The organism is Streptomyces sp. NPDC003327, from assembly GCF_053589515.1.
Genome location: NZ_JBSFSA010000013.1, coordinates 58,542 through 83,846 on the forward strand (window position 1 = coordinate 58,542; position 25,305 = coordinate 83,846).

21 protein-coding genes are annotated in these 25,305 nt (G+C 74.0%); 15 read left to right on the forward strand and 6 right to left on the reverse strand.

The genetic code is table 11. The annotated features are described in order from the left end of the window. The first annotated feature begins 160 nt into the window (after positions 1 to 160). From tdh to ACWDVG_RS14445, 3 genes are read left to right on the forward strand one after another with little or no spacing between them, the layout of a single operon-like run. On the forward strand, positions 161 to 1,195 hold the full coding sequence (gene tdh / locus ACWDVG_RS14435) for an L-threonine 3-dehydrogenase (RefSeq protein ID WP_451699540.1): 1,035 nt from the start codon (positions 161 to 163) through the stop codon (positions 1,193 to 1,195). Positions 1,196 to 1,198: 3 nt separating this feature from the next. Further along, positions 1,199 to 2,398, forward strand: coding sequence for a glycine C-acetyltransferase (locus tag ACWDVG_RS14440; protein WP_451699462.1), 1,200 nt, complete (start codon positions 1,199 to 1,201; stop codon positions 2,396 to 2,398). A gap of 4 nt (positions 2,399 to 2,402) precedes the next feature. Then, positions 2,403 to 3,311, forward strand: a complete 909-nt coding sequence (locus ACWDVG_RS14445) for a LysR family transcriptional regulator (RefSeq protein ID WP_451699463.1) — start codon at positions 2,403 to 2,405, stop codon at positions 3,309 to 3,311. 40 nt (positions 3,312 to 3,351) lie between these two features. On the opposite strand, the gene ACWDVG_RS14450 is transcribed toward ACWDVG_RS14445, so the two are convergent. Together ACWDVG_RS14450 and ACWDVG_RS14455 are read right to left on the reverse strand one after the other, a co-directional pair. Next, positions 3,352 to 5,199: a serine hydrolase gene (locus ACWDVG_RS14450; protein ID WP_451699464.1), complete on the reverse strand. Its 1,848-nt coding sequence runs from the start codon at positions 5,197 to 5,199 to the stop codon at positions 3,352 to 3,354. A gap of 257 nt (positions 5,200 to 5,456) precedes the next feature. Then, on the reverse strand, positions 5,457 to 5,864 hold the full coding sequence (locus ACWDVG_RS14455; RefSeq protein ID WP_451699465.1) for an enediyne antibiotic chromoprotein: 408 nt from the start codon (positions 5,862 to 5,864) through the stop codon (positions 5,457 to 5,459). Between the two features lie 245 nt (positions 5,865 to 6,109). Between ACWDVG_RS14455 and ACWDVG_RS14460 the strand changes: the two genes are divergently transcribed. Continuing rightward, positions 6,110 to 7,219: a calcium:proton antiporter gene (locus ACWDVG_RS14460; RefSeq protein WP_451699466.1), complete on the forward strand. Its 1,110-nt coding sequence runs from the start codon at positions 6,110 to 6,112 to the stop codon at positions 7,217 to 7,219. Here ACWDVG_RS14460 and ACWDVG_RS14465 read toward each other — a convergent pair. Continuing rightward, positions 7,209 to 9,671: a penicillin acylase family protein gene (locus tag ACWDVG_RS14465; RefSeq protein WP_451699467.1), complete on the reverse strand. Its 2,463-nt coding sequence runs from the start codon at positions 9,669 to 9,671 to the stop codon at positions 7,209 to 7,211. The genes ACWDVG_RS14460 and ACWDVG_RS14465 overlap by 11 nt on opposite strands. A 114-nt stretch (positions 9,672 to 9,785) precedes the next feature. On the opposite strand from ACWDVG_RS14465, the gene ACWDVG_RS14470 reads away from it, so the two are divergent. Continuing rightward, positions 9,786 to 11,303 carry a fatty acyl-CoA synthetase gene (locus tag ACWDVG_RS14470; RefSeq protein ID WP_451699469.1) on the forward strand — a complete coding sequence of 506 codons (1,518 nt, stop codon included), beginning with the start codon at positions 9,786 to 9,788 and terminating at the stop codon, positions 11,301 to 11,303. A gap of 47 nt (positions 11,304 to 11,350) precedes the next feature. Here the strand turns inward: ACWDVG_RS14470 and paaK are convergent, their stop codons facing one another. Further along, entirely contained in the window at positions 11,351 to 12,637 is a 1,287-nt protein-coding gene (paaK, locus tag ACWDVG_RS14475) for a phenylacetate--CoA ligase PaaK (protein ID WP_451699470.1), read from the reverse strand. Positions 12,638 to 13,009: 372 nt separating this feature from the next. On the opposite strand from paaK, the gene ACWDVG_RS14480 reads away from it, so the two are divergent. The 5 genes from ACWDVG_RS14480 (at position 13,010) to ACWDVG_RS14500 (ending at position 17,034) form a co-directional block, all read left to right on the forward strand. Further along, positions 13,010 to 14,230: a cytochrome P450 gene (locus tag ACWDVG_RS14480; RefSeq protein ID WP_451699471.1), complete on the forward strand. Its 1,221-nt coding sequence runs from the start codon at positions 13,010 to 13,012 to the stop codon at positions 14,228 to 14,230. A gap of 16 nt (positions 14,231 to 14,246) precedes the next feature. Beyond that, the gene (locus ACWDVG_RS14485) at positions 14,247 to 14,831 is read left to right on the forward strand and encodes a cupin domain-containing protein (RefSeq protein WP_451699472.1); all 585 of its coding nucleotides are present in this window, start codon (positions 14,247 to 14,249) and stop codon (positions 14,829 to 14,831) included. 63 nt (positions 14,832 to 14,894) lie between these two features. After that, positions 14,895 to 15,788, forward strand: coding sequence for a GNAT family N-acetyltransferase (locus tag ACWDVG_RS14490; protein ID WP_451699473.1), 894 nt, complete (start codon positions 14,895 to 14,897; stop codon positions 15,786 to 15,788). A gap of 303 nt (positions 15,789 to 16,091) precedes the next feature. Next, positions 16,092 to 16,682, forward strand: coding sequence for an RNA polymerase sigma factor (locus tag ACWDVG_RS14495; protein WP_451699474.1), 591 nt, complete (start codon positions 16,092 to 16,094; stop codon positions 16,680 to 16,682). A 4-nt stretch (positions 16,683 to 16,686) separates the two neighbouring features. Continuing rightward, positions 16,687 to 17,034, forward strand: coding sequence for a hypothetical protein (locus tag ACWDVG_RS14500; RefSeq protein WP_451699475.1), 348 nt, complete (start codon positions 16,687 to 16,689; stop codon positions 17,032 to 17,034). A gap of 8 nt (positions 17,035 to 17,042) precedes the next feature. Here ACWDVG_RS14500 and ACWDVG_RS14505 read toward each other — a convergent pair whose 3' ends face one another. Next, positions 17,043 to 17,879, reverse strand: coding sequence for a pentapeptide repeat-containing protein (locus ACWDVG_RS14505; RefSeq protein ID WP_451699476.1), 837 nt, complete (start codon positions 17,877 to 17,879; stop codon positions 17,043 to 17,045). Between the two features lie 82 nt (positions 17,880 to 17,961). Here ACWDVG_RS14505 and ACWDVG_RS14510 point away from each other — a divergent pair, with 82 nt between their 5' ends. From ACWDVG_RS14510 to ACWDVG_RS14530, 5 genes are all read left to right on the forward strand, one after another. Beyond that, positions 17,962 to 18,141, forward strand: a complete 180-nt coding sequence (locus ACWDVG_RS14510) for a hypothetical protein (RefSeq protein WP_451699477.1) — start codon at positions 17,962 to 17,964, stop codon at positions 18,139 to 18,141. Between the two features lie 39 nt (positions 18,142 to 18,180). Beyond that, positions 18,181 to 18,639 (forward strand): ACT domain-containing protein, encoded by a 459-nt coding sequence (locus ACWDVG_RS14515; protein WP_451699478.1) that lies wholly within the window; start codon positions 18,181 to 18,183, stop codon positions 18,637 to 18,639. Between the two features lie 106 nt (positions 18,640 to 18,745). Continuing rightward, entirely contained in the window at positions 18,746 to 22,000 is a 3,255-nt protein-coding gene (locus ACWDVG_RS14520; protein WP_451699479.1) for an ATP-binding protein, read from the forward strand. Between the two features lie 114 nt (positions 22,001 to 22,114). Next, positions 22,115 to 22,615, forward strand: coding sequence for a hypothetical protein (locus ACWDVG_RS14525; protein ID WP_451699480.1), 501 nt, complete (start codon positions 22,115 to 22,117; stop codon positions 22,613 to 22,615). Positions 22,616 to 22,632: 17 nt separating this feature from the next. After that, the gene (locus tag ACWDVG_RS14530) at positions 22,633 to 22,998 is read left to right on the forward strand and encodes an RNA-binding S4 domain-containing protein (RefSeq protein WP_451699481.1); all 366 of its coding nucleotides are present in this window, start codon (positions 22,633 to 22,635) and stop codon (positions 22,996 to 22,998) included. Positions 22,999 to 23,066: 68 nt separating this feature from the next. On the opposite strand, the gene ACWDVG_RS14535 is transcribed toward ACWDVG_RS14530, so the two are convergent. After that, complete coding sequence (locus ACWDVG_RS14535) at positions 23,067 to 25,265, reverse strand: terpene synthase family protein (protein ID WP_451699482.1); 2,199 nt, start codon at positions 25,263 to 25,265, stop codon at positions 23,067 to 23,069. Between the last annotated feature and the right edge of the window lie 40 nt (positions 25,266 to 25,305).

Below are 25,305 nucleotides of genomic sequence, written 5' to 3' on the forward strand. Positions count from 1 at the left end.
GCCTCCCGGCTGCGGTGTGAAGCTGATCTGCGAGCGCGCTTAAGAAAACCTCGATGGACCGGGAGCCCCGCGTACGGAAGATTCTCTTCCAGGGATCTTGGGTGCGCAGCCGTGCCCGCCCCCGGTACATCACAGGACACACACGTCGGGAGCCGTGGCATTGAAGGCACTGGTCAAGCTGAAGGCGGAGCCGGGACTCTGGCTCACGGACGTGCCCGAGCCGGAGACCGGCCCCGGGGACGTACTGATCAAGGTCAAGCGGACCGGCATCTGCGGGACCGACCTGCACATCCGGTCCTGGGACGGCTGGGCGCAGAAGACGATCGCCACGCCCCTGACGCTCGGCCACGAGTTCGTCGGCGAGGTCGTCTCCGTCGGCCGTGACGTCAGCGACATCGCCGTCGGCGACCTCGTCAGCGGCGAGGGCCACCTCGTCTGCGGCAAGTGCCGCAACTGTCTCGCCGGCCGCCGCCACCTCTGCCGCGCCACCGTCGGCCTCGGCGTCGGCCGCGACGGCGCCTTCGCCGAGTACGTCGCGCTGCCCGCCTCCAACGTGTGGGTGCACCGCGTCCCCGTCGACCTCGACGTCGCCGCGATCTTCGACCCGTTCGGCAACGCCGTGCATACGGCCCTGTCCTTCCCGCTCGTCGGCGAGGACGTCCTCGTCACCGGCGCGGGCCCGATCGGCATCATGGCCGCCGCCGTCGCCAAGCACGCCGGCGCCCGCAACGTCGTCATCACCGACGTCAGCGAGGAGCGCCTCGCCCTGGCGCGCAAGACGGGCGTCAGCCTCGCCCTCAACGTCGCCGAGCAGTCCATCGCCGACGGCCAGCGCACGCTCGGGCTCAAGGAGGGCTTCGACGTCGGCCTGGAGATGTCCGGCAACCCGCACGCCATGCGCGACATGATCGCCAACATGACCCACGGCGGCCGGATCGCCATGCTCGGCCTGCCCAGTGAGGACTTCGCCGTCGACTGGGCGAAGATCGTCACCTCCATGATCACGATCAAGGGCATCTACGGCCGCGAGATGTTCGAGACCTGGTACGCCATGTCGGTCCTCCTGGAGGGCGGACTCGACCTCGCCCCGGTCATCACCGGCCGCTACGACTACCGCGACTTCGACGCCGCCTTCGACGACGCCGCCTCCGGCCGGAGCGGCAAGATCATCCTCGACTGGACCACGGGAGCCTGACCCATGTTCGATTCCGTACGCGACTCCGTCCGTGCCACCCTCGAAGAGATCGAGCAGGCCGGACTGCACAAGCCCGAGCGGGTCATCGGCACCCCCCAGTCCGCGACCGTCGAGGTGACCGCGGGCGGCCGCCCCGGCGAGGTGCTGAACTTCTGCGCCAACAACTACCTCGGCCTCGCCGACCACCCCGAGGTCGTCGCCGCCGCCCACGAGGCGCTGGACCGCTGGGGCTACGGCATGGCCTCGGTCCGCTTCATCTGCGGCACGCAGGAGGTGCACAAGGAGCTGGAGGCGCGGATCTCCGCCTTCCTCGGCCAGGAGGACACGATCCTCTACTCCTCCTGCTTCGACGCCAACGGCGGCGTCTTCGAGACGATCCTCGGCGCCGAGGACGCCGTCATCTCCGACGCCCTCAACCACGCGTCCATCATCGACGGCATCCGCCTCTCCAAGGCCCGCCGCTTCCGCTACGCCAACCGCGACATGGCCGACCTGGAGCAGCAGCTCAAGGAGGCCACCGAGGGCGGCGCCCGCCGCAAGCTGATCGTCACCGACGGCGTCTTCTCCATGGACGGCTACGTCGCCCCGCTCGACGAGATCTGCGACCTGGCCGAGCGGTACGACGCGATGGTCATGGTCGACGACTCGCACGCCGTCGGCTTCGTCGGCCCCGGCGGCCGCGGCACCCCCGAGCTGCACGGCGTCATGGACCGGGTCGACATCATCACCGGCACCCTCGGCAAGGCCCTCGGCGGCGCCTCCGGCGGCTACGTCGCCGCGCGCGCCGAGATCGTCGCCCTGCTGCGCCAGCGCTCCCGCCCTTACCTCTTCTCCAACACCCTCGCCCCGGTCATCGCCGCCGCCTCCCTGAAGGTCCTCGACCTCCTGGAGTCCGCCGGCGACCTGCGCGAGCGGCTGAACGCCAACACGGCGCTCTTCCGCTCCCGCATGACCGAGGAGGGCTTCGACATCCTCCCCGGCGACCACGCCATCGCCCCGGTGATGATCGGCGACGCCGCCGAGGCCGGCCGCATGGCCGAGCTGCTCCTGGAGCGCGGCGTGTACGTGATCGGCTTCTCGTACCCGGTCGTGCCGCAGGGCCAGGCCCGCATCCGCGTGCAGCTCTCCGCCGCCCACTCCTCGGACGACGTCAACCGAGCCGTGGACGCGTTCGTCGACGCGCGCGCCGCCCTGCGAGACTAGGGGCATGATCGAAGCGCGGCGGCTGCACATCCTCCGGGCGGTGGCCGACCACCGCACCGTCACGGCCGCGGCCGCCGCGCTCTACCTCACCCCCTCGGCCGTCTCCCAGCAGCTCGCCGCGCTGGAACAGGAGACCGGCCACCGGCTCGTCGACCGGAACGCCCGCGGCGCCCGGCTCACCCCGGCCGGCGAGATCCTGCTCAGCCACGCGAACGCCGTGCTCGCGGAGCTGGAACGCGCCGAGTCCGCCCTCGCCGCGTACGGCTCCGGCGAGGCCGGCACGGTCACGGTGGCCGCCTTCGCCACCGGCATCGGGCTCGTCGTGGCCCCCGCCATCGCGTCCCTGGCCGGCACCGCGCCCGGCATCCGGGTCCGCGTGCGGGACGCCGAGGGCGACGAGAGCCTCCTCATGGTCCTCGACCGGCAGGTCGACGTGGCCGTCGCCGTCGAGTACCGGGGCGCGCCCGGCGAGGACGACGCCCGGCTCACCCGCGTCCCCCTCTACGCCGAGCCGTTCGACGCCGTCCTGCCGACCGGCCATCAGCTGGCGGCGGGGGAGCGGGTCGCGCTCGGCGCCCTCGCCAAGGACGCGTGGATCGGGCAGTCGACGGGCAACCCCTGTCATGACGTGACCGTCCTGGCCTGCGAGTACGCCGGGTTCGCCCCACGCTTCGAGCACGTCTCCGACGACTTCCGCGCCGTGGTCGCCCTCGCCTCCGCGGGCGCGGGCGTGGCGCTCGTCCCGCGCTCGGCGCTCCGCGGCATGGACCTCACCGGGGTGGAGACCCGCCCGGTGGAGGGCGTCGCGCCCACCCGCCGGGTCTTCGCCGCCGTCCGCCGCGGCGCGGCCGACCACCCGCTGATCAGCCCGGTCCTCGCGGCCCTCGGCGAGGCCGCGTCCCCGGACGCCTGACGCGCGGCCGCCCGACGGCTCCCGCCCTCCCCACGCTCCGTCAGTCCGCCGAGCGGCTCCAGCCCACCGCCTCGATGCGGGCGCCGTCGGCCGGGCGGGCCTCGTCGAAGAGGGGGCGGCCGGCGGCGTCCAGGACCCGCAGCCCGTCCACGTACACGCCCCGCCCCACGTACCGCCGGTCCGTCGTGTACCGCCAGCGCAGCCGTACGGGCAGGGCGCCCCCGGCCGGCAGGGCCGCCGTGACCCCGTGCCAGACGCGGCCCGACCAGCCGCCCACCGCGCCCGAGGGGTAGGAGCGCGGCGGCTCGCCGCTCCGGGCGGCGGTGAACGGCACCGGAACCCAGCTCGCCCCGCCGTCGGCGGAGGACTCCAGGAACACCGCGTCGGCACCCGGTTCGGTGTCCCACCACAGGGCGCAGTCGAGCACCGCGCCGTCCGGCACCCCGGGCAGCGCCAGGGTCGCGGTGGTCGCGCTCGCCATCCCGGAGAACCAGGCGGTACGGCCCCGGTCGGGGCGCACGGGTACGGCGCGGGCCAGCGCGTCGGCCGCGGCGACGCGCGGCGCGGAGCCCGAGCGCCAGGACCGCACCGGGTGCACGGAGTTGCCGAGGAGGACGAGGAAGCTGTCGGTGGACGGGTCCAGGACGAGGCTGGTCCCGGTGAACCCGGTGTGCCCGGCCGTCCGGGGGGTGGCCATCGCGCCCATGTACCAGTGCTGGTTCAGCTCGAAGCCGAGGCCGTGCTCGTCGCCGGGGAACGCGGTGTTGAAGTCCGTGAACATCAGCTCCACCGAGGCGGCGGAGAGGATGCGGGCCCGGCCGTACGCCCCGCCGTTGAGGAGGGTCCGGGCCAGGACCGCCAGGTCCCAGGCGCACGAGAAGACCCCGGCGTGCCCGGCGACCCCGCCCATGGCGTAGGCGTTCTCGTCGTGGACCTCGCCCCGGACCATCCCGCGGTCGAGGCCCGACCAGGGGCGGCGGGCGTCCTCGGTGGCGGCGATCGAGGGCAGCCAGGAGGGCGGCGGGTTGTAGCGGGTCCGGCGCATCCCGAGCGGAGCGGTGATCTCGTCGTGCAGCAGCACGTCCAGACCGCGACCGGTGATCCGCTCAAGGACCAGCTGGAGCGCGATGAGGTTGAGGTCGGAGTAGAGGTACGTGGAGCCGGGCGGGTTCGCCGGGACCTCCCGCCACAGCCGCCGCAGCCGGGCCTCCGGCGTCGGCTCCGCGTACAGCGGGATCCACGAGCGGAAACCCGAGGTGTGCGTGAGCAGCTGACGGACCGTGATGTCCTGCTTGCCGCCGCCTCCGAACTCCGGCAGGTACGCGGTGACCCGGCCGTCGAGGTCCAGCGTCCCGCGCTCGATCTGCTGCACGGCGAGGATCGAGGTGAAGAGTTTGGAGACCGACGCCAGGTCGAAGACCGTGTCCTCGGTCGTCGGCACCTGCTCCTCGGGCGGCAGCTCCACGCCCCTGTCGGTCTTCTCGTCGTACGCCGCGTAGCGCACGGCCGCGCCGATCGGCCGGTGCAGCGCGACCGTCCCGCCGCGTCCGGCGAGCAGGACGGCGCCCGCGTACCAGGGGTGCGTGGGGGAGGGGCCGAGGAACGTCTCGGCGTCCGTGACCAGCCGGTCCAGGTGCTCCGCCAGGAGTCCGGCCCTTGCCGCGGTCCCGCGCCGCAGGGTGGTCCGTCGCGCGGCTCCGGCGGACCCGGCCGCAGCGGATCCGGGAGCGCCGGTGGGGCCGGACGTTCCGCCGCCGCCGGGGCCCGGGTCGGGCGCGGCCGCCGCGCCCGGAACCGTACCGATCATCAGCGCACCTCCCAGGGCGAGCACGCCACCGCCGAACGCGCGGCGGCTCGGGCCCCGGCCCCTGCTGGACTCCTCCGTCATGCCCACCCTCTCCCACAGCCCTCTGAAAGAAAACTTCGGCCACACCGGAAAGATCTGAAACTTTCTTACCGGAGGGAGGGTGGACCGCGGAAGCGTGCGACGGGTCAAAGAATCTGATGTGCCATCAGAAGTGCTGCGCGCCCGGGGGCGGGGGCGGCGACCCCCCTTGGGGCCCGGACGGAACCGGGCCCCAGGGGTAGGAACGCGCCCTCGTCGCGGTGCCCCGCACGGGCACCTGGGCGGCTCGGGGGTGACGGTCAGCCGAACGAGATGTTCGTACCGACCGCGCCGGTGGCCTCGGTGTAGGCGACCAGCTGGCACTGCTGCACGGCGCAGTTGACGGTCACGGTGGAACCCGTGGACCAGTCGGTGGCCGAGAAGGTCTTCTGCACCGTGTAGGAGGTGGAGAAGGTGCCGTTCGCCGCGACGGTGGCCGTCGACAGGACGTCGGTGCACTTGTTGCCGTCGGCGCACTGCGAGACGGCGACCTGGGTGCCCGCCGCGTAGCCGGCGCCCGACACGGTGACGGACTGGCCGCTGGCCAGACCGGTGGTCGGCGTGGCGGAGATCGACGCGGCGGCGGAGGCCGGGGCGACGGAGAAGGCCAGGGCGGCAACCGCCGCGCCGCCGAGGGTAGCGGCCTTGGTGAAGAGCGAGATCTGCATAATTTTTCTCCAACTCTGTAAGAACTGAACTTGTTTGCGCGTCTTTCCGACGTCGCTCACACAGATTCCTTCAGTGAACTGGAGATTCACTCGACAAACGGTCGAGCACCACGCGTGACAAGCGGAATCAACTCCCGCCGTTCAAGGGGGAAGTGGGCCAGACCGGGGTCCCGCAAGCGGTTTCGCACCGATGTCCGCCCCTGTCCAATCCGGACGAAAGGCCCTTATGTGACAGGATGCGGGGCATGAGTTCGAGTGCGACGGCGATGTCACGGCAGTGGACAACCTGGGGGCCGGTGGTGGCGGCGCTTGCGCTGGTCCTGTCCTGGGGGCGCGACCTACCGGGCTTCGCCGTGGCACTCGTCGCGGCCTGCCTGTTCGCCGCCGTCCTCGCGGCGGTCCACCACGCCGAGGTGATCGCCCACCGCGTCGGCGAGCCCTTCGGCTCCCTCGTCCTCGCGGTGGCCGTCACCGTCATCGAGGTCGGACTCATCGTCAGTCTCATGGTGGGGGGCGGCGAGAAGACGTCGACCTACGCCCGGGACACCGTCTTCGCCGCCGTGATGATCACCTGCAACGGCATCGTCGGCCTGTCCCTCCTCGTGGCCGCGCTCCGCAACCGCGTCGCCGTCTTCAACGCGGAGGGCTCGGGCGGCGCGCTCGCCACCGTCTGCACCCTCTCCACGATGACCCTGGTGCTGCCCACCTTCACCACCAGCCAGCCGGGCCCCGAGTTCTCCGCCGCGCAGCTGACCTTCGCCGCCGTCGCCTCGATCGGTCTGTACGCCGTGTTCGTCGGCGTACAGACGGTCCGTCACCGCGACTACTTCCTCCCCGTCACCCCCGAGGGCAGGGAGGGCACGGAGGGCAGGGAGGACGAGCACGCGGAGCCGCCGAGCACGCGCCAGGCCTGGACGAGCCTCGGTCTGCTCCTCGTCGCGCTCGTCGCCGTCGTCGGCAACGCCAAGGTGATCTCGCCGACCATCGAGGACGGCGTCCAGTCCGCGGGGCTGCCCAAGGCGGTCGTCGGCGTCGCGATCGCCCTGATGGTCCTGCTGCCCGAGACGCTCGCGGCCGTGCGCGCCGCCCGCCGCAACCGCATGCAGACCAGCCTCAACCTCGCCTACGGCTCCGCGATCGCCAGCATCGGCCTGACCATCCCGTCGATCGCGCTCGCCTCCATCTGGCTGTCCGGGCCCCTGGTGCTCGGCCTGGGCCCCCTCCACCTGGTCCTGCTCGCCCTCACCGGTGTGGTGAGCGCCCTGACCGTGGTGCCCGGACGGGCCACTCTCCTCCAGGGCGGCGTCCACCTCGCGATCTTCGCCGCCTTCGTCTTCCTCTCGTTCAGTCCCTGACGACGACCACCCTCAGCGCGGGCGACCGCCAGATGTCCTTCTCGCAGAACCGGGAGGTCACCCAGCGCTCGCCCGCGTACAGCTTCGTCTGGTCGCTGAAGTGCGGCGACGCCGGGTTCGACGACTGCGAGTACGTCAGGAGCGTGCGGGCCACCGGGCAGCGCCCGCCGTCCCAGCCGACCGCCTGCACATGGCTCGTCCCGTGCGCCACCTCCACGTAACCGCCGCCCGCCGCGCTCCACACGGGCTCCGTCTTGTTCCAGACGCCCAGCGACTCCGTCCCGCCGCCGACCGGGATCCGCTCCCCGTTCCGTACGACGAACTGGTGCGCGCCCAGCGGCGCGTCGAGCGCGATCCCGGCCGCCCGCAGCTCCGCGACCGCGTCCCTCAGGGCCTGCGCGAAGCCGGGCGCCTCCGTGTTCAGGGTGTGCGGGGTGCGGACCGGGTCCGCCGCGGAGAACGGCACCCGCCACTGGTCGGCGGGCCGCACCACGGCGGTGAACCTCCGCCAGAACCGGTCGAAGAGCAGCGCGCCCCTGCTCCCGGTGTCCGTCGTCCTGTCCCAGGCACCGATCACCCGGCAGGCCTCCGGGTCCTCCGCCAGCACCGCCGTACAGGCCCTCGCCGCGTCCGCCGCCGCCAGGTCGCCGGCCGGTGCCCGGTCGGCGAACTGCTGCCGCTGGAGGTCGGCCACCGTCAGCCGGCCGCGCGCGGCCAGGGCGGCCACGTCCTCGACGCCGCCGCGGGTGCGCAGCGAGCGCGGGGTCGCGACGGTCCCGAAGATCCGCTCGTAGCCGGTGAGCGGTCGGTCCGCGTTGGTCAGCCAGGCGCTGTCGTTGGAGTTCACGGCGTACGGGGCGTCCCGCAGGACCGGCAGCCGGGCCGGCCCGAACGTCCCCGGCTGCACCGCGTCCGGGTCCGAGCCGAGCGCGCAGTCGGACCGCGAGCCGTCGAGCACGGCCACGCCCGAGGCCGGGTAGGTCGCCCGGCCGAGCGGCGTGGAGCAGCGGGCCGCCAGCTCGTCGGTGATCCTCGGCAGGACCTGCGCCTGGCTGAAGAACGTGTGCCCGGCGGAGTCGGCCGCGATCGTGTTGACCCACGGCAGGCCCTGCACCCGGTCGAGGGTGGCGGCGACGTCCCGGGTGGAGCGCGCCTTCGCGAAGCCGAGCGCGGTGTCGGAGCCGCGCAGGTTGAGCGCGTTGGGGTCGTTCAGGGCGTAGGCCGTCGTGGCCGTCCACGGCAGCGGCAGGCTCGCGCCGAGCCCCGCGACGACGGGCCCGTACCGCGTCCACCACTGGGTACGGGTGACGGGGGCGCCGTCCTTGACGGTCACGGTCACCGTGCGCGGGACCATCCGCTCCGGCCGCCCGTCCACCAGGTACGCGGTCGGGTCGCCGGGGGCCGGCGTCAGCTGGTGCAGGTTGAGCGGCACGCCGGTGGCGACCGTGTGGCTCCAGGCCACCTTGTCGTTGAAGCCGATGTTGACGACCGTCGTGCCGAGCAGCGAGGCGCCCGAGACGTTCAGTTCGCCCGGGATCGTCTGCTGCGACTGCCAGAACCGGCGCCCGCCCTGCCAGGGGTAGTGCGGGTTGCCGAGCAGCAGGCCGCGCCCGTTGGCCGTGGTCGCGCCGGAGAACGCGACCGCGTTGGAACCCATGGTGGCGTTCTCGGGGGCGAAGAGCGCGCGTGCCGCCTCCGCCGCCGCCTCCGGGTCGGGGCCCGGGTCCGCGACGGAAGCCGTTCGCGCGTTGCTCCCCTGCGGCCCGGCCGCGGCGGCGGCCGGCGGCCGGGCGGCGGTGATCCCGTCCACCGCCCTGCCCTGGCCGCCGAGCACCGACACGGCGAAGCCGCGCCGGGCCACGTCCAGCGCGGTGACCGGGCGCACCCACGCGGCGCCCGCGCACGCGGGGTCGGTGATCCGGTTCTTCCGCAGCCAGGCGTTGTACCCGGCCGCCCAGCCCCGCATCAGTTCCTTCAGCTGCCGGCTCGGTCCGGCCGGGGCCGGGGTGCGCAGCAGCGCCTCGACCGTCCCCGCGTCCCGTACGCCGCGGAAGTACAGGTCGCTGGAGAGGTTCGTGGTGGCCGAGGAGAGCGAGCCGTCCGGGGCGGCGGCCGCGCCGAAGTGGCGCGAGCGCTCCCCGTCGACGGTGACGAAGCCGTCGGCGAGGACGCACACCTGGTCGGCGGCCTGCGCCCACCCCGTACCGAAACCGAGGTTCGCGTAGTCCCGGGCCACGATGTGCGGGATGCCGTACTCGGTGTAGCGGATGACGGCGGACAGGCCGCCGTCGGAGGGGCGGTGGCCCCGGCCGGCGGAGTCGGCGGCGGACCCCGCGGGCAGGGCGGCGACGACGGCGGCGAGGGCGGTCCCGGTGAGCGCCAGGTGTCTCAGGCGGGTGCGGAGGTGCAAGGTGCCTCCCAACGATGGGATGTGCTCTGCGAGTTGGACCATGCACGCAGCACCTCCCCCCGGTTGTCAACATCCCGTTCGGTATCCGAGGTCCCGGCGTGTGCGCCGCGCCGCCCGGCACTTGACCCGCCCGCCGCGGCGGCCGAGGATCACGGCATGGACCGACTCCCCAGCCGCACCGTCGACGGCTTCCTGCGCGCGAGCGCCCGGCGCGTCCCCGACCGGATCGCCGTCCGGTACGCCGACCGCACCTGGACGTACGCGGAGCTGGACGAGGCCGTCACCACCGCGGCCGCCGTCCTGCGCGAACCGGACCACGGGATCGCGCTGCCCGACTACGCCCGGGTCGCCACCTACGGCCACAACTCCGACGCGTACCTCATCGCGTTCCTGGCCTGCGCCCGCGCCGGGCTGATCCACGTGCCCGTCAACCACCATCTGACCGGCGACGACCTGGCGTACGTCCTGGAGCAGTCCGACAGCTCCCTGGTCCTGGCCGACCCCGCGCTCGCCGACCGCGTCCCGGACGGTTTCGCGGTGAAGCCGCTGCGCGACGCGCCCGGCTCCCTGCTCGACGCGCTCGCCGAGCCGGAGCCGTACGAGACCGACCGCGACGCCCGTGACCTCGCCCAGCTGCTCTACACCTCCGGCACCACCGCCCTCCCCAAGGGCGCGATGATGACGCACCTGGCCCTGGCCCACGAGTACGCCAGCGCCGTCGAGGCCCTCGACCTGCGCGAGGACGACCGTCCGGTGCACGCGCTGCCGCTCTACCACTCGGCGCAGATGCACGTTTTCCTGCTGCCGTACCTCGCCGTCGGCGCCGAGAACACCATCGTCGACGGACCCGACCCGGCCGTGCTGTTCGACCTGATCGAGTCGGGGCGCGCCGACAGCGTCTTCGCGCCGCCCACCGTCTGGATCGGCCTGACCAACCACCCGCAGTTCGCGGACCGTGACCTCTCCGCCCTGCGCAAGGCCTACTACGGGGCCTCGATCATGCCCGTCCCGGTCCTGGAGCGACTGCGCGCCCGGCTGCCCGGGCTCGCGTTCTACAACTGCTTCGGCCAGTCCGAGATCGGCCCCCTCGCCACGGTCCTCGGCCCCGACGAGCACGAGGGCCGGCTGGACTCCTGCGGCCGGACCGTCCGCCACGTCGAGGCCCGCGTCGTCGACGAGGACGGCCGGGACGTCCCCGACGGCACCCCCGGCGAGATCGTGTACCGCTCGCCGCAGCTCTGCGAGGGGTACTGGAACAAACCGGAGGAGACCAAGGCGGCCTTCCGGGGCGGCTGGTTCCACTCCGGGGACCTCGCGGTCCGCGACGCCGAGGGCTACTTCACGATCGTCGACCGGGTGAAGGACGTCATCAACTCCGGCGGCGTGCTCGTCGCCTCCCGCCAGGTCGAGGACGTCCTCTACACCCACCCCGCCGTCGCGGAGACGGCCGTCATCGGGCTCCCCGACGACCGCTGGATCGAGGCCGTCACGGCGGTGGTCGTCCCGCGCGACGAGGTCACCGAGGCCGAACTGATCGCCCACGCCCGGGAGAGGCTCGCCGCCTTCAAGGCGCCCAAGCGGATCCTCTTCGTGACCGAACTCCCGCGCAACGCCAGCGGCAAGATCCTCAAGCGCACCCTCCGCGACCGCTTCTCCGGCACCCGGCTCTCCTGAGGGCGGGAAGCCGCGGCCGCTTCTCCGGGACCCGGCTCTCGTGGGCCTCAGGACTCCCTGAGGTCCACGATCCGCTTCAGCTTGCCGACCGACCGCTCCAGCGTCTCCGGGTCGACCACCTCGACCCCGACCGACACCCCGATCCCGTCCTTCACCGCCGCCGCGATCGCCCGGGCCGCCTCCGCGCGCTCCCCGGGCGTCGCGTCCGCCCGCGCCTCGGCCCGCACCGTCAGCGCGTCGAGCCGGCCCTCCCGGGTCAGCCGCAGCTGGAAGTGGGGCGCCACCGCCGGGGTGCGCAGCACGATCTCCTCGATCTGGGTCGGGAAGAGGTTCACCCCGCGCAGGATGATCATGTCGTCGCTGCGGCCGGTGACCTTCTCCATGCGCCGGAAGACCCGCGCCGTGCCCGGCAGGAGCCGGGTCAGGTCGCGCGTCCGGTAGCGGATCACGGGCATGGCCTCCTTGGTGAGCGAGGTGAGGACCAGCTCGCCCTCCTGCCCGTCGGGCAGGACCTCGCCCGTGACGGGGTCCACGACCTCCGGATAGAAGTGGTCCTCCCAGACGTGCAGACCGTCCTTGGTCTCCACGCACTCCTGCGCCACGCCGGGACCCATCACCTCCGACAGGCCGTAGATGTCCACGGCGTCGATCCCGAACCGCTCCTCGATCTCCTTCCGCATGGCCTCCGTCCACGGCTCCGCGCCGAAGACGCCCACCTTCAGGGAGGTCGACCGGGGATCGACGCCCTGCCGCTCGAACTCGTCGAGCAGCGTCAGCATGTAGCTGGGCGTCACCATGACGACCTCCGGCCGGAAGTCCTGGATCAGCCGCACCTGCCGCGCCGTCATCCCGCCCGAGGCCGGGACCACCGTGCAGCCGAGCCGCTCGGCCCCGTAGTGCGCCCCGAGCCCTCCGGTGAACAGGCCGTAGCCGTACGCCACGTGGACCGTGTGCCCGGGCCGTACCCCCGCCGCCCGCAGGGAACGGGCCATCACGTCCGCCCAGGTGTCGAGGTCCCGCTCGGTGTAGCCGACGACCGTGGGCAGCCCCGTGGTGCCGCTGGAGGCGTGGATCCGCCGGACCCGCGACCGGTCCACCGCGAACATGCCGAAGGGGTAGTGCGCCCGCAGGTCCGCCTTCGTGGTGAAGGGGAACCGCGCCAGATCGGCGAGGCTCCGGCAGTCCTCCGGCCGCACCCCCGCCGTGTCGAAGGCCTCCCGGTAGAAGCCCACGTTCGCGTACGCGTGCCGCAGCGTCGACCGCAGCCGCTCCAGCTGCAGCGCCGCCAGCTCCTCACGGCCGAGCCGCTCACCGCTGTCCAGCAGATCCGTCATGCGCCGCCACTCCTCCGTACTCGTCCGGCCGACCGCCGCGCCCTCGACCCCGCGAGGCGGCCAGGACGACGGCGACCGACCGTTCGGTCGATCCGTGCGGGGCCCAGTCAACCCGACCGGGGGAGGGGTTTGGCAAGGCCCGAGAGCGGGCTTTCGCGAGCGCGAGTGGCGGCGCCGCGTCACACCTTGGGGTGGGATCCCCGCTTCGCCCGCATACCGGCCGCGGCGGACGGGGACCGGTGGCTCCATCCGGGGCGACCGGCCCCGCGAGTCCCCGCCCCCGGCCCCGGGCCGGCTGTGTCCCCCGCGTGCCCGGACGAAAGCGAACGTCATGCCTGTGCCGCACCACCCCGCCCCCGCAGGGGTGACCCCGTGACCACCACCGCCCCCGGCACCGCCGACACCCCGCAGGTCCACTTCTGGGCCGTCCCCGACCTCACCGGCCTCGACTTCGACCCGCTCCTGGCCAGACTCCTCCACGAGGACCCCGTCACCCGCGTCCGTCTCCCGCACGGCGACGGACACGCCTGGCTCGTCACCCGCTACGAGGACGTCAAGTTCGTCTCCGTCGACCCCCGCTTCAGCCGCCAGGCCGTATGGGGACGCTCCATCACCCGCCTCGCCCCCCACTTCATCCCCATGGAGGGCGCCGTCGGCTTCGCCGACCCGCCGGACCACACCCGCATGCGGCGCGTCGTCGCCCGCGCCTTCAGCGCCCGCGCCCTGCGCTCCCTGCGCGACCACGCCCAGACGGTGATGGACCGCCTCCTCGACCGGGTCGAGCGGCACGGCCCGCCCGCCGACCTGATGGAACTCGTCAACCGGCCCTTCCCGCTCGCCATGGTCAGCGAACTCATGGGCGTCCCCGAGGCCGACCAGCCCCTCATGGCCCGCTGGTCCGACACCATCATCTCGGCCGGTGCCGGCCGAGAGGCCAGCGAGCGGGCCAAGGCCGACATGGGCCGCTACTTCACCGAACTCGTCGGCCGCAGCCACGGCACCGGCCGCGAGACCCTCGCCGCCGTCCTCGCCGACGCCGTCGACGAGGACACCCTCACCGAGCACGAGGCCGTCGGACTCGCCGTCCTCATCCAGATCGGCGGCGCCCACGCCGTCCGCAACAACAGCGCCAACATGGTGTACGCGCTGCTCACCCACCCCGAACACCTCGCCCGGCTGCGCGCCGAACCCGAACTGCTCCCGCAGGCCGTGGACGAACTGCTCCGGTACATCCCGCACCGCAACGCCGTCGGCCTCTCCCGGATCGCCACCGAGGACGTCGAGGTCGGCGGGGTCACCATCCCCGCAGGCGACCCCGTCTACGTCTCCTACCTCACCGCCAACCGCGACCCGGACGTCTTCCCCGACCCCGAACGCCTCGACTTCGACCGCGGCTACAACCCGCACGTCGCCTTCGGGCACGGTCCCCACTACTGCCCGGGCTCCGCCCTCGCCCGCATCGAGTCGGAGATCCTCCTCGACTCCCTGTGGACCCGCTTCCCCGACCTCCGGCTCGCCGTCCCCGCCGAGGAGCTCCGCTGGCAGCGCGGCGCCCTCATCCGCGGCCCCGAGACCCTGCCCGTCACCTGGTGAGAGGAGCCCCCGCCCCATGACAGCGACGGCCATCGGACCGGGCGGCGGCCTCATCGTGCCGCCCGGCCACGGAAGGACCCTCACCACCGCCGCGCAGCACGTCACCTTCAAGGTGACCGGCGAGCACAGCCGTACGGCCTCCACCTTCGAGGTCGTCGTCCCGCCCGGCTTCGACGTCGGCGCCCACGCCCACGGCCACAGCGAGGAGCTCTTCTACGTCCTGGAGGGCGAGCTGGACGTCCTCGCCTTCGAACCGCTCGTCCGCACCCGCGACAGCTGGCGCGCGTGGGAGTCCGCCTCGGGACAGCGTGCCGTACGCGCCACCCCCGGCACCCTGATCCTCGTCCCGCCCGGCTGCCCGCACGCCTTCGCCAACCCCACCGGCGACCCCGTGCGCATGCTGTTCCAGGCCTCCCCACCGCCCGACCACGAGCGCTACTTCGAGGAGCTGATGGAGATCCTCAACGCGGCCGGCCCGGGCGGCGAGGTCGACCACGAGGCCGTCGAGGCGCTCCGCGTCCGCTACGACATCGAGCAGATCACCCCGCTCCGCCACGACGCCGGTGCCGGCGCCCCCCAGGAGACGGTCCGCACGCCCTGACGCCGGGCCGCCACCACGGCAAATCCCGTTGCCCGGCCCGGCGGGGGGTGCTGGAGTGGCGCCATGGAACCCCATCACCTCCGTGACCTGTACGACCTCCAGCTGCGGCGCGAAGCCCGGCCCGACGGGCCCGGCTGCCGCGTCGAGCGCGTCGGGCCGGTCGTACGGCAGACCGGCCCGGCGCATGCGTGGAACGGCGTCCTCTGGTCCGGATTCGGCGCCGGTACGGGGCAGGGCGCGGGTGCGGTGCCGGGCGGGGGGTCGGACGCGGGGGCGGGTGCAGTGCCGGGTGCGGGGGCGGGTGCCGGTGCGGCGGCCTCCGGCGCCGGTGTCGGGCCGGACGACGCCGACGAGGTCATCGCCGCGCAGATCGCCCACTACCGGGCCGCCGGCGTCCCCTTCGAATGGAAGCTGTACGGCCACGACGCCCCCGCCGACCTCGGCGCCCGCCTCCGCGCCGCGGGCTTCACCGCCGAGGCCCCGGAGACCCTGATGGCCGCCGAGGCCGCCGCGCTGCCGCACGACGTGCCGCTGCCCGAGGGCGTCGTGCTCCACGCCGTCACCGACGCGGCGGGCGTACGCCAGGTGGTCGAGGTGCACGACCGGGCCTTCGGCACCGACAGCACGCACATCGGGCGACAGCTCATGGACCGGCTCGCCGCCGACCCCGACACCGTCACCGCCGTCGTCGCACTCGCCGACGGCGAGCCCGTCAGCGCCGCCCGCCTGGAGCTGTACCCCGGCACGGACTTCGCCGGCCTCTGGGGCGGCGGCACCGTGGAGGCCTGGCGGGGCAGGGGGCTCTACCGCGCGCTCGTGGCCCACCGGGCCCGGATCGCCGCCGCCCGGGGCCACCGCTACGTCCAGGTGGACGCGGCCGACACCAGCCGCCCGATCCTCCGGCGGCTCGGCTTCGTCACGCTCTCGACGACGACGCCCCACACGTACGCGCACTGAGGGCCCCGGCGGCCGGAGGGGGCCGCGGAAAGAACTCCGGCCCGAGGCGAATCCTTTCCGGGCCTCCCCGCCTCCTATCTGCGTACCGGCCGAACGGGCCGGTGGAACCGGGAGGAACGCACCCATGATGGTCACCGTCGTCGTCGTGATCGGAGCCCTGCTCGTCGGAGCCTGCGGCTGGCACCTGACGCGGCGCCACCGGAGCCGCGGCTGACCCGCGCGCACCGCCGCGCCGCACCCACCGCCCCGCCGCGCCGTGACGCGCACAGCGCCGCACGGGCACCGACACGTACGAGGAGCACGATGACCCCCCGCTTCGCCTGGCCGGACGAGCGGCTGATCAAGGCCGCCCAGGACGGCGACATCGGCTCGCTGACCACCGTGGTCATGGAGTCGCAGCCGCACGTGCGCAAGTTCGCGCTGTCGCTCTGCGCCTCGCCGCAGGACGCGGAGGACGCGGCGCAGGAGGCGCTGATCATCCTCTACCGGAAGATCGGCACCCTGCGGGCGACGGGGGCACTCGCTTCCTGGATGTTCCGGATCGTGCGGAACGAATGCCTCCGGCAGGTGCGGCTCCTCGCGGCGCGGAGCGACGGGTCGGCGGCCGAGCCGGAGGCCCCGGAACAGCCGTCCGCCGAGGACGCGGTGCTGCACCGGCTGGAGGCCGAGCGCATCGCCGCGGCGGTCGGCGCGCTGCCCCGTGACCAGCGCCAGGTCCTGATCATGCGGGACGTGCAGGGCCTGCCCGGCAGGACCGTCGCCCGCGCGCTCGGCCTCAGCAACGCGGCGATGAAGTCGCGGCTGCACCGGGCGCGCGCGGCGCTGCGGCACTCACTGGACCTCACCGACCCGGCACCCGAGCCCACCAACGACCCGTCCGCCGGAGGGAACTGACGACATGACCACCACGCACACCCCACCCGCCAGGCACAGCACGCACACCACACCCAGCACGCACACCCCGCCCACCCCGGAGCGGTCGAAGCCCGACTTCGCCAGCGCGTCCGTCCCGCGCCACCTGGCCCGGGGAGCCATCGGGTTCTGGTTGATCATCGGCTCCGTCGCCCTGGTGCCCCTCGCGGGCCCGGCCACCCTGCTCGCGGCCCCCCTGGCCCTGATCGCCTTCCGCGGCTGCCCCACCTGCTGGATGGTCGGTCTGGCGCAGACGATCTCCCGGGGCCGTCTGGAGCGCCAGTGCGCGGACGGCGTGTGCACCCTCGCCAAGGCGCACCCGACGGCCCGCTGAAGCCGGGCCTACGCGACCCAGTGCGCGGGGCGGTCGAAGCCCTCGGGGAGCCGGGTGGCGGCGTCGCCCCGCGCCGAGTTGAGCTGGGGCTGCGTCAGGAAGAGCGCCCCGGTCAGATCCGCCCCCGACAGGTCGGCGTCCCGCAGGTCGGCGCCTATGAGATCCGCCAGCGTCAGGTCGGCGCCCGTCAGATCGGCGGCGATGAGCAGCGCCCCGCGCAGGTCGGCGCCCCGCAGGCGCGCGCCGCGCAGCCGCTTGCCGATCAGGTCGGCCCCGCGCCTGCTCTTCGGCTTCCCTCCGACGGCGGCCCGCACCAGCTCGCTCGTCCGCAGCAGCAGCGGGTTCACCTCGGCCCGCACGGCGGCCACGTCCAGCTGCTCCAGCGCCTCCGGGGTGCCCCCGGCCAGCGCCTCGACCCGCGCCAGCGCCTTCTCCACATCCGCGTGGAGCGGGCGCGCGACAGGCAGCGCACGGGCCTCGGTGAGGTAGCGCAGCAGCTCGTGGAGCTGGCGTACGACCGGGAACACCTCGTACATCTGCCGCGCCGACTCCGGGGCCTCCCGCCAGGACACGCCGCCGAAGGTCACCTGCGAGACCCGCTGGCCGGCGCCGAAGCAGTCGTACACCGTGCAGCCCTGGTAGCCGCTCGGCCGCAGCCGGGTGTGGATGCCGCAGCGGAAGTCCTCCCGGAGATTGCGGCAGGGCTCGCCGGACGACTTGTTCACGGCGAAGTCCGCCGACCTCGCGAAGGGCAGGGCGACGCAGCACAGGCCGAAGCAGCGCGCGCAGTCGCCGCGCAGCGCGGTCTCCGGGGTCTCGGGCACGGCGAAACGGTTCCTTCGCATGTCAGGGGCTGAGCCACCCACCGTATCGCGCCCCCGGCGAAACCCGATGGCCCTGATCATCACGGCCACGAGGATCGGCCCCATGCCGACGCTCACGACCCCTGACGGAACCCGGCTCGCCCACCGCGTCCACGGTCCCGTCGCCGCGCCGCCCGTCGTCCTCGTCCACGGGCGCGGCGAGCACAGCGGGACCTGGTCGGAGAGCGCCCGCGACCTCGGCCCGCGCCGCCCCGGTTCCACAGCACCAGCCCCCGCTCCCTGATCCGGCCTGGTCGACAAGACACCCCCTAGGCTTGCGTCCATGGAACCCGAACGCGACCTCACCCGGCTCCTCGCCGGCATGCGGCCCGAACTCCGTCCCGGGCGCTACGTCTTCACCACCGTCGACGGACCCGCCCCGGCGGGCCTCGATCCGGTCGTCACGGTGCTCGAACCCGAAGGCCGCACCCTCGTCGTACGCCAGGAGGAGGCGGACGCCGCCCGCCTCGGCTACGGCTACGTGGCGGGGTGGATCACCCTGCGGGTGCACTCCGCCCTCGACGCGGTCGGTCTGACGGCCGCCGTCGCGCGGGCGCTCGCCGAGGCGGACCTGAGCTGCAACGTGGTGGCCGGATTTCACCACGATCACCTGTTCGTCGAACACGCCAGGGCCCAGGAGGCGTTGGACGTGCTCCACGGGCTCGTCCGGCGCGCGCACGGACCGGAGGAGACCGCGCCGAGCGACCTCGCGCCGGACCCGAGGGACGGCTTCGGCAGATGAGGGGCGCGCGGCGAGCCCTCGGGCGTACGCTGGGTCTTTCGTGGGGCAGCCACACCCGACGCCCCCCGAGTGCGCCGGGTGTGCGCCCCCTGTGTGGGGGTGGAACGTGGTACGTCAGGACGACCGGCGCGGCCGCCGGGGATTCGGCCTCTTCGAACGCGAGACCGCGCTCGCCGCGGCCGAGGAAGCACTCGACCTGCTGACGGGAATCGGACTCGCCGCCCCGGAGCATTCCGGCCACCCGGAACCCCCGCCCGCCGCCCGGACACCGCACCTCGTCGCCCTGCCCACCCCCGGCGCGGCATCAACGGACACCGCCCGCCCCGCGGGCCGTACGCCTCCGGCACCGGCAACCGTCCCCGGTCCGCGCGGCCCCGGCCACGCCGACGACGGCGCCCACGACGGCGCCCACGACGGACCCGCCACGAGCCCCGCCCCCGCCGTCGTACCGCGCCCGGCCGCCGTCCCCCCGCAGCGCGCCGGCCGCCCCACGCACGGCGGCCCCCGCGGCATCGTCGGCACGCCCCCGCACCCCGCCACGGGCCCCGACCCCGACGCACCCCGCCACCCCGTCCGCCGCGGCGGCGTCCTCGCGTACGCCGCGCCCGCCGGGCTCGGCAAGACCACCCTGCTGGCCGAGGTGCGGCGCCTGGCCACCGTACGCGGCTGCACCGTCCTCTCCGCGCGCGGCGGCGAACAGGAGCAGCGGGTCGCCTTCCACGTCGCCCGCCAACTGCTCCAGCCGCAGCTGGCCCACGCCTCCGACGCCGAACTCCGCGAGCGCCTCGGCTCCTGGTACGACATCGTGGGCCCGGCCCTCGGACTGCGCGCCTCCGACGCCGGATCACCGCCCGACCCGCAGGGCCTGCGCGACGGACTCGACTGGGTCCTCACCCGGCTCGCCGTGCACCCCGCCCCGCTCGTCGTCGTCCTCGACGACGCCCACTGGGCCGACCCCGAGTCCCTCGGCTGGCTCGCCGCCTTCGCGCCGCGCGCCGAGGAGCTGCCCATGCTCCTCGTCGTCGCCTACCGGCCCGACGAACTTCCGGAAGCGGGAGCCGAGTTCACCGGACACCGGTCCGGCCGGCGCCCGCACCGCCTGGACCCGCTCAGCTCCACCGCCATGGCCCGGCTGATCCGCGACCGGGTCGGCGCCCACGCCGACGACGCCTTCTGCCACGAGTGGTGGACCGTCACCTCCGGCAACCCCTTCGAAGCCGTCGAACTCGCCGCCAAGGTCCGCGACCGCGGCCTCGATCCCACCGCCGACAGCGCCCCGCACCTGCGCGACCTGGCGGCCGCGCTCAAGGGCAGCGGCCTGGTCACCCGCATCGAACGCCTCGGCGCCGCCACCGTCCGCCTCGCCTGGGCCTGCGCGGTCCTCGGCACCGAGATCTCCCCGCAGCTCGCGGGCGCCGTCGCAGGGCTCGGCGGCGAGGCCGTCCACGACTGCGCCGAACGCCTCCGCGAGGCCCGCGTCCTCGCCGAGGCGGACGACCCCGACCAGCCCCTGGAGTTCGTCCACCCCCTCATCGCCACCACCGTCTACCGCTCGATCCCCGCCACCACCCGCATCGCCCTGCACGGCCAGGCCGCCTGGTGCGTCGTCGACGCGGGCCTCGGCTCCACCGCCGCCGCCCGCCACCTCCTGGAGACCCACCCCGAGGGCTCCGCCTGGACCGTCGGCCACCTGCGCGCCGCCGCCCGCGACACCCTCCGCGCCGGAGCCCCCGACGCCGCCCGCCGCTACCTCGCCCGCGCGCTCAGCGAGCCGCCCGCCGACGACGAACGGGCCGCCGTCCTCTTCGAACTGGGCTGCGCCTCCCTGCTCACCGAGCCCGCCACCACCGTCAACCACCTCCGCGCCGCCCTCGAAGAACCGATCGCCGACCCCGAACTGCGCCACGGCATCGTCTACCGCCTCTCCCAGGTCCTCGCCCACAGCGACCGGCTCGCCGAGGCCTCCGAGCTGCTCGACCGCGAGGCCCGGCTCACCACCGACGCCCGCAGCAGGCTCCGCATGCAGGCCGAGAAGTTCATGTGGGACGCGTTCCGCGCCGACGAACCCGACTCGCCCGCCCGCTCCCGCCGCCTCACCGCCCTCGCCGACCGGCTCACCGGCCGCGACCTCACCGAGCGGTACGTGATCGGCCTGCGCGCCTGGGACGCCACCCTGCGCGGCGAACCCTCCTCCGTCGCCCTCGGCCACGCGGGCCGCGCCCTGGCGTCCGGACTCAGCTGGGCCGACGAGAGCCGCGGCTTCGAGGTCCCGGTGCTCGTCGCCCTCACCCACCTCTTCGCCGACCGGCCCGGCCGCGCCGAGGAGCTGTTCGCCGAGGGCATCGCCGAGTTCGAGCGTCAGGGCTGGCGCGGCGCGCACCTCGCCTTCGCGTACACCCTCCTCGGCTACATCAGGTTCCGCCGCGGCCGGCTCGTCGAGGCCGAGGACTTCGTCCGCGCCGGACTGCGCCTCGCCGAACGCGTCGGCCCCCGCACCCCCGCCCACTGGTACGCGGCCGGCGTCATGATCGAGGTGCTCCTCGCCCGCGGCCGGGTCGAGGAGGCCGCGGTCATCGCCCGCACCCACGACTTCGCCGCCCCGTTCCCCGCCGCCGTCACCTTCCCGGACTCCCAGACCGTCCACGCGGAGCTGCTCCTCGCCACGGGCCGCACCGAGGAGGCCGCCGCCGAGCTGGCCTCCGTCGGCCGCCGCCTCGACCCCCGCGGCATGCGCAACCCCGCCTGGTGCCCCTGGCAGCTCCACCTCGCCCTCGCCGAGGCGGTCACCGCCCCTGAGCGGGCCCGCAGGACCGCGGAGGCGGCCGTCGAACGGGCCAGGCGCTACGGCGCCCCGTCCGCGATCGGCCACGCCCTCCGGGTGACCGCCGAGCTCACCGAGGGGGCCGAGCGGGTGAAGCTCCTGGAGGAGTCCGTCGACCGGCTCGACCAGTCGCCCGCCGCGTACGAGCTGGCCCGCTCGCTCGTCGCGCTCGGCACCGCCCTGCGCCGCACCGCGCGCGCCGGGGAGGCCGCCGAGTACCTCCACCGGGGCCTGGAGACGGCCCAGGAGTGCGGCGCGGACGCCCTCGTCGAGCAGGCGCGCGCCGAACTGGCCGCGGCCGGACTGCGCCCTCGCCCACTGCACCCCGCCGGCACGGACACGCTCACCGTCCGTGAGCGCACGGCCGCCGAGCTCACGGTCCGCGACGGTGACCCCGCCACGGTCCTCGGCATCGACGCCACCGCCGTCGGCCGCCTCCTCTCCGCCGTCTACCGCAAGCTCGGCACCGACCGGACCGGCCTCGCCCAGGCCCTGCGGGACACCGACAGGACCGCCGCGGACCCCCGCACCTCGCCCTGAACCGGACCGCCCACCGGGACCCCGGTCCCGCCCCCGCCCGGCACCGGCCCCGGGCCCCCGCCCCGACCCCGACCGGGTCGCGGGAACGGGGGCCGGGGCACGTACCATGGCCGTATGTCCTTCCTCCGCCGCCGCAGCGCCGCCACACCCGCGGGCCCGGACTTCGACGTCCTGGCCATGGACCCGGGGGACTGGCCCGGCAATCTCGGCGCCGGGCTGCTGCCCGCACCCGACGGTTCCTGCCAGGGCGTGTTCCTCCGCTACGACCTGTTCGGCGGCCGCGGACCCGCGATGATCATCGGCAACCTGCCGGAGGGCTCCCCGGCCCGTGAGCTCGCCGACGGCCAGATCCCCTTCGAGGTCGCCCAGCTCCTCGCGGCCCTGGAGAACGACGAGCCGGTCGAGGTGGTCGAGACCGAGGACGTCCCCGTCATGCAGGGCGACAACCTCCTCATCGTCCGGCGGCTCAAGCTCTCCGAGAGCCGCATCTCCTGCGTCCAGTTCGACCGCAGCGACAACGTCCTCGTCACGATCGCCAGTTGGGACCGGCCGATCACCGACGACCTGTACGCGCTCCTCAAGCCCCTGCCGGCCGAGCTGTTCCAGCAGGGCTGACCGGAGGGCGGGGGCCGATGAGCGCACGCGTCGACAGCTGGATCTGGGCGGTCCGTCTGACCAAGACCCGCTCCCAGGCCGCCGCGGCCTGCCGGGCGGGCCACGTCAAGGTCAACGGCGACCGCGCCAAGCCCGCGCAGCCGGTGAAGCCCGGCGACGAGGTCCGGCTCTACCACGGCGGCCGCGAGCGGATCGTCGAGGTCAAGGAGCTGCACGTCAAGCGGGTCGGACCACCGGTGGCCGCCGAGGCGTACGTGGACAACAGCCCGCCCCCGCCGCCCCGCGAACACGTCGCCGTCGCCGCCGTGCGCGACCGCGGCGCCGGCCGCCCCACCAAACGGGAACGCCGCGAACTGGACGAACTGCGCGGCCGACGCGGCTGACGCGGCCGACCACCCGCACACGAAGGCCTCCGGGAACCCTCCCGGAGGCCTTCGTCCCGTCGCGTACGTCAGCGGGCCCCGGCCGCGAGCAGCCCGGAGATCCGCGCCGCCGAGGTCCCGAGCCCGGTCGGCCCGCGCCACAGCAACGGCCTGCCACTGCCCGAGCGGACGTCCTCCGCCCCGTAACGCCGCACCTCCCGGTGCCAGTTGAGGACGCCCGCCAACCAGTCCTCCAGCTCCCGCAGATGCGCCTCGAACGCCGCGCGCTGGGTGCTGTCCAGACCCAAGTCCGCGTAGAGCAACGGAACCTCACGCCGCTTCAGGTGCTCGTACTGCTCCAGCCGGCCCCGCATCAGATCGGCGACCATCGCCACCGCCGTCGGGTAGTCGCAGTCGAAGAACGTCTGGAGCACCAGGACGCCGTTGTGCACCTCGCCCTCGACCTCGACCTCCTTCTGGTACGAGAACAGGTCGTTGACGAGCGCGCCGTAGTCCATCACCGCGTTCTGCAGGGCGCGCACCGTACCCGACCGGAAGACCTCCGGGGGCAGCGTCGCCTCCTGCCGCAACCGGCACATCAGCAGCGTCAGCTCGGACCCGAACGTGCTGCGCCGCATCTCGATGTAGTCGACCGGATCGGGCACGCGGTGCTGCACGACGTTGTGCATCTCCCACATCCAGCTGTCCAGCATCGCGTCGATCGCCGCCCGCAGCTCGGCCCGCGCACCGGGACCCATCGGGGCGACGGTCCGCTCCCAGACGTCCGCGAGCGCCCGTTCCAGCGAGTTCACGGCGACCGCCCGTCCGGCCGCCGGTTCGTCGAGGACCATGCACGCCTTCAGACGCTCGGTCTGCTCCTTCGCGGCGGCCAGGTTCCGGGACCGCCCGAAGACGAACGGGTAGTAGTCGTCGGCGTACGTGCCCCACGTCAGCCAGTCGGCGCTCAGCCGGAGCGCGTCGGGGGACGCGTCCGGATCGAGGCCCGCCGCGCACAGGGCGAGGTCGAAGCCCTCGGCCAGCGGCCGGTCCCAGAGGTCGTCGAGGAGCCCCGTCCGCTCCGCCCAGTCCACCGTGTGCCGCGCCGCGTCCGCGTGGTGCGGGTTGAGGGTCAGCGGATACGGCAGGTCGAGCTCCGGCACCAGCGAAGGGCCCACCTGCTGGTGCGGCACGTGCGCCAACGTGCGCAGCCGGGACGCCGCGGGCCGCCCGAAGACGTTCCGGATGTCCAGGGCGGAGGTCCCGAGCCCCCCGTCGAACCGGGAGGAGCCCGCGACCATGCCCTCGTTCATGTACCGGCTGGAGCGCATGTGCCACTCGTGGCCGCCGGACTGCCAGTCCTGGAGCCCCTTCGCGTACGCCGCCACCGCCGCGCACTCCTCGGGGCCCAGCCCGTGCTCCACGGCGAGCAGAGGCAGTTCGGTGAGCGCCGTGTTCTCGAACTGCTGGAGCCGCGAGGTGAGCAGGTCGTTGACGGCGTCCGCCGCCTCCTGCGTCGTACAGCCCAGGAACCGTTCCAGGACGAGCACGCCGTTGCTGTTCTCGCCCTCGTCCTCCACCTCGCGCTGGTACGAGAAGAGGTCGTTGCGCAGGTGGACGGCGTCCGAGAAGGCGTCCCTGAGGACCCGCAGCGGCCGCGCGTACGCCACCTTCGCCGGGACCTCCGCCCCCGCCGCGTACTCGACGAGCCCCGCCGACCAGGGCGCGCCGCCCACCTTCCGGCGCATCTCGATGTACTCGACGGGGTTGGCGACCCGCCCGTCGTTGATGTTGTCGAGCTCCCACAGCGACTCGTACAGCAGGTGTTCCGTCGCCTCCGCGAACCGCACCCGCCAGCCCTCCGACATGGAGGGGACGGTGCGCCGCCACAGGTCCGCGAGCCCCGCCTCCACGGGGTTGGTCGCCTCGGGCGGGCCGGCCGCCGGGTCCGCCGGCATGAACAGCGGCAGCCGGTCGAGGTAGGCCTTGCTGCCGGCCCGGTCCTGGGTGCGCTTGAAGACCTCCAGGAAGTGGTCGTCGAAGAAGAAGACCCAGGTGTACCAGTCGGTGACGAGGTTCAGCACCTGCTCGTCGCAGTCCGGGTGCGTGTACGCGCAGAGGAGCGCGTAGTCGTGGGAGGTGAGGTCGTGCTCCTCCCAGACCCCCGAGCCCTCCAGCATCCCCATGGCGCGCGCCCAGTCACGCGTGTGCGCCCGGGCGGCCTCCACATGGGGATTGAGCCGAGCCGGATACGGAACATAGAAGTCCGGCATAACGAAGGGCTGAGCCATGTCCTGAGGGGCCTTCCGGTGTGCGGGTGCGGTGACCGGC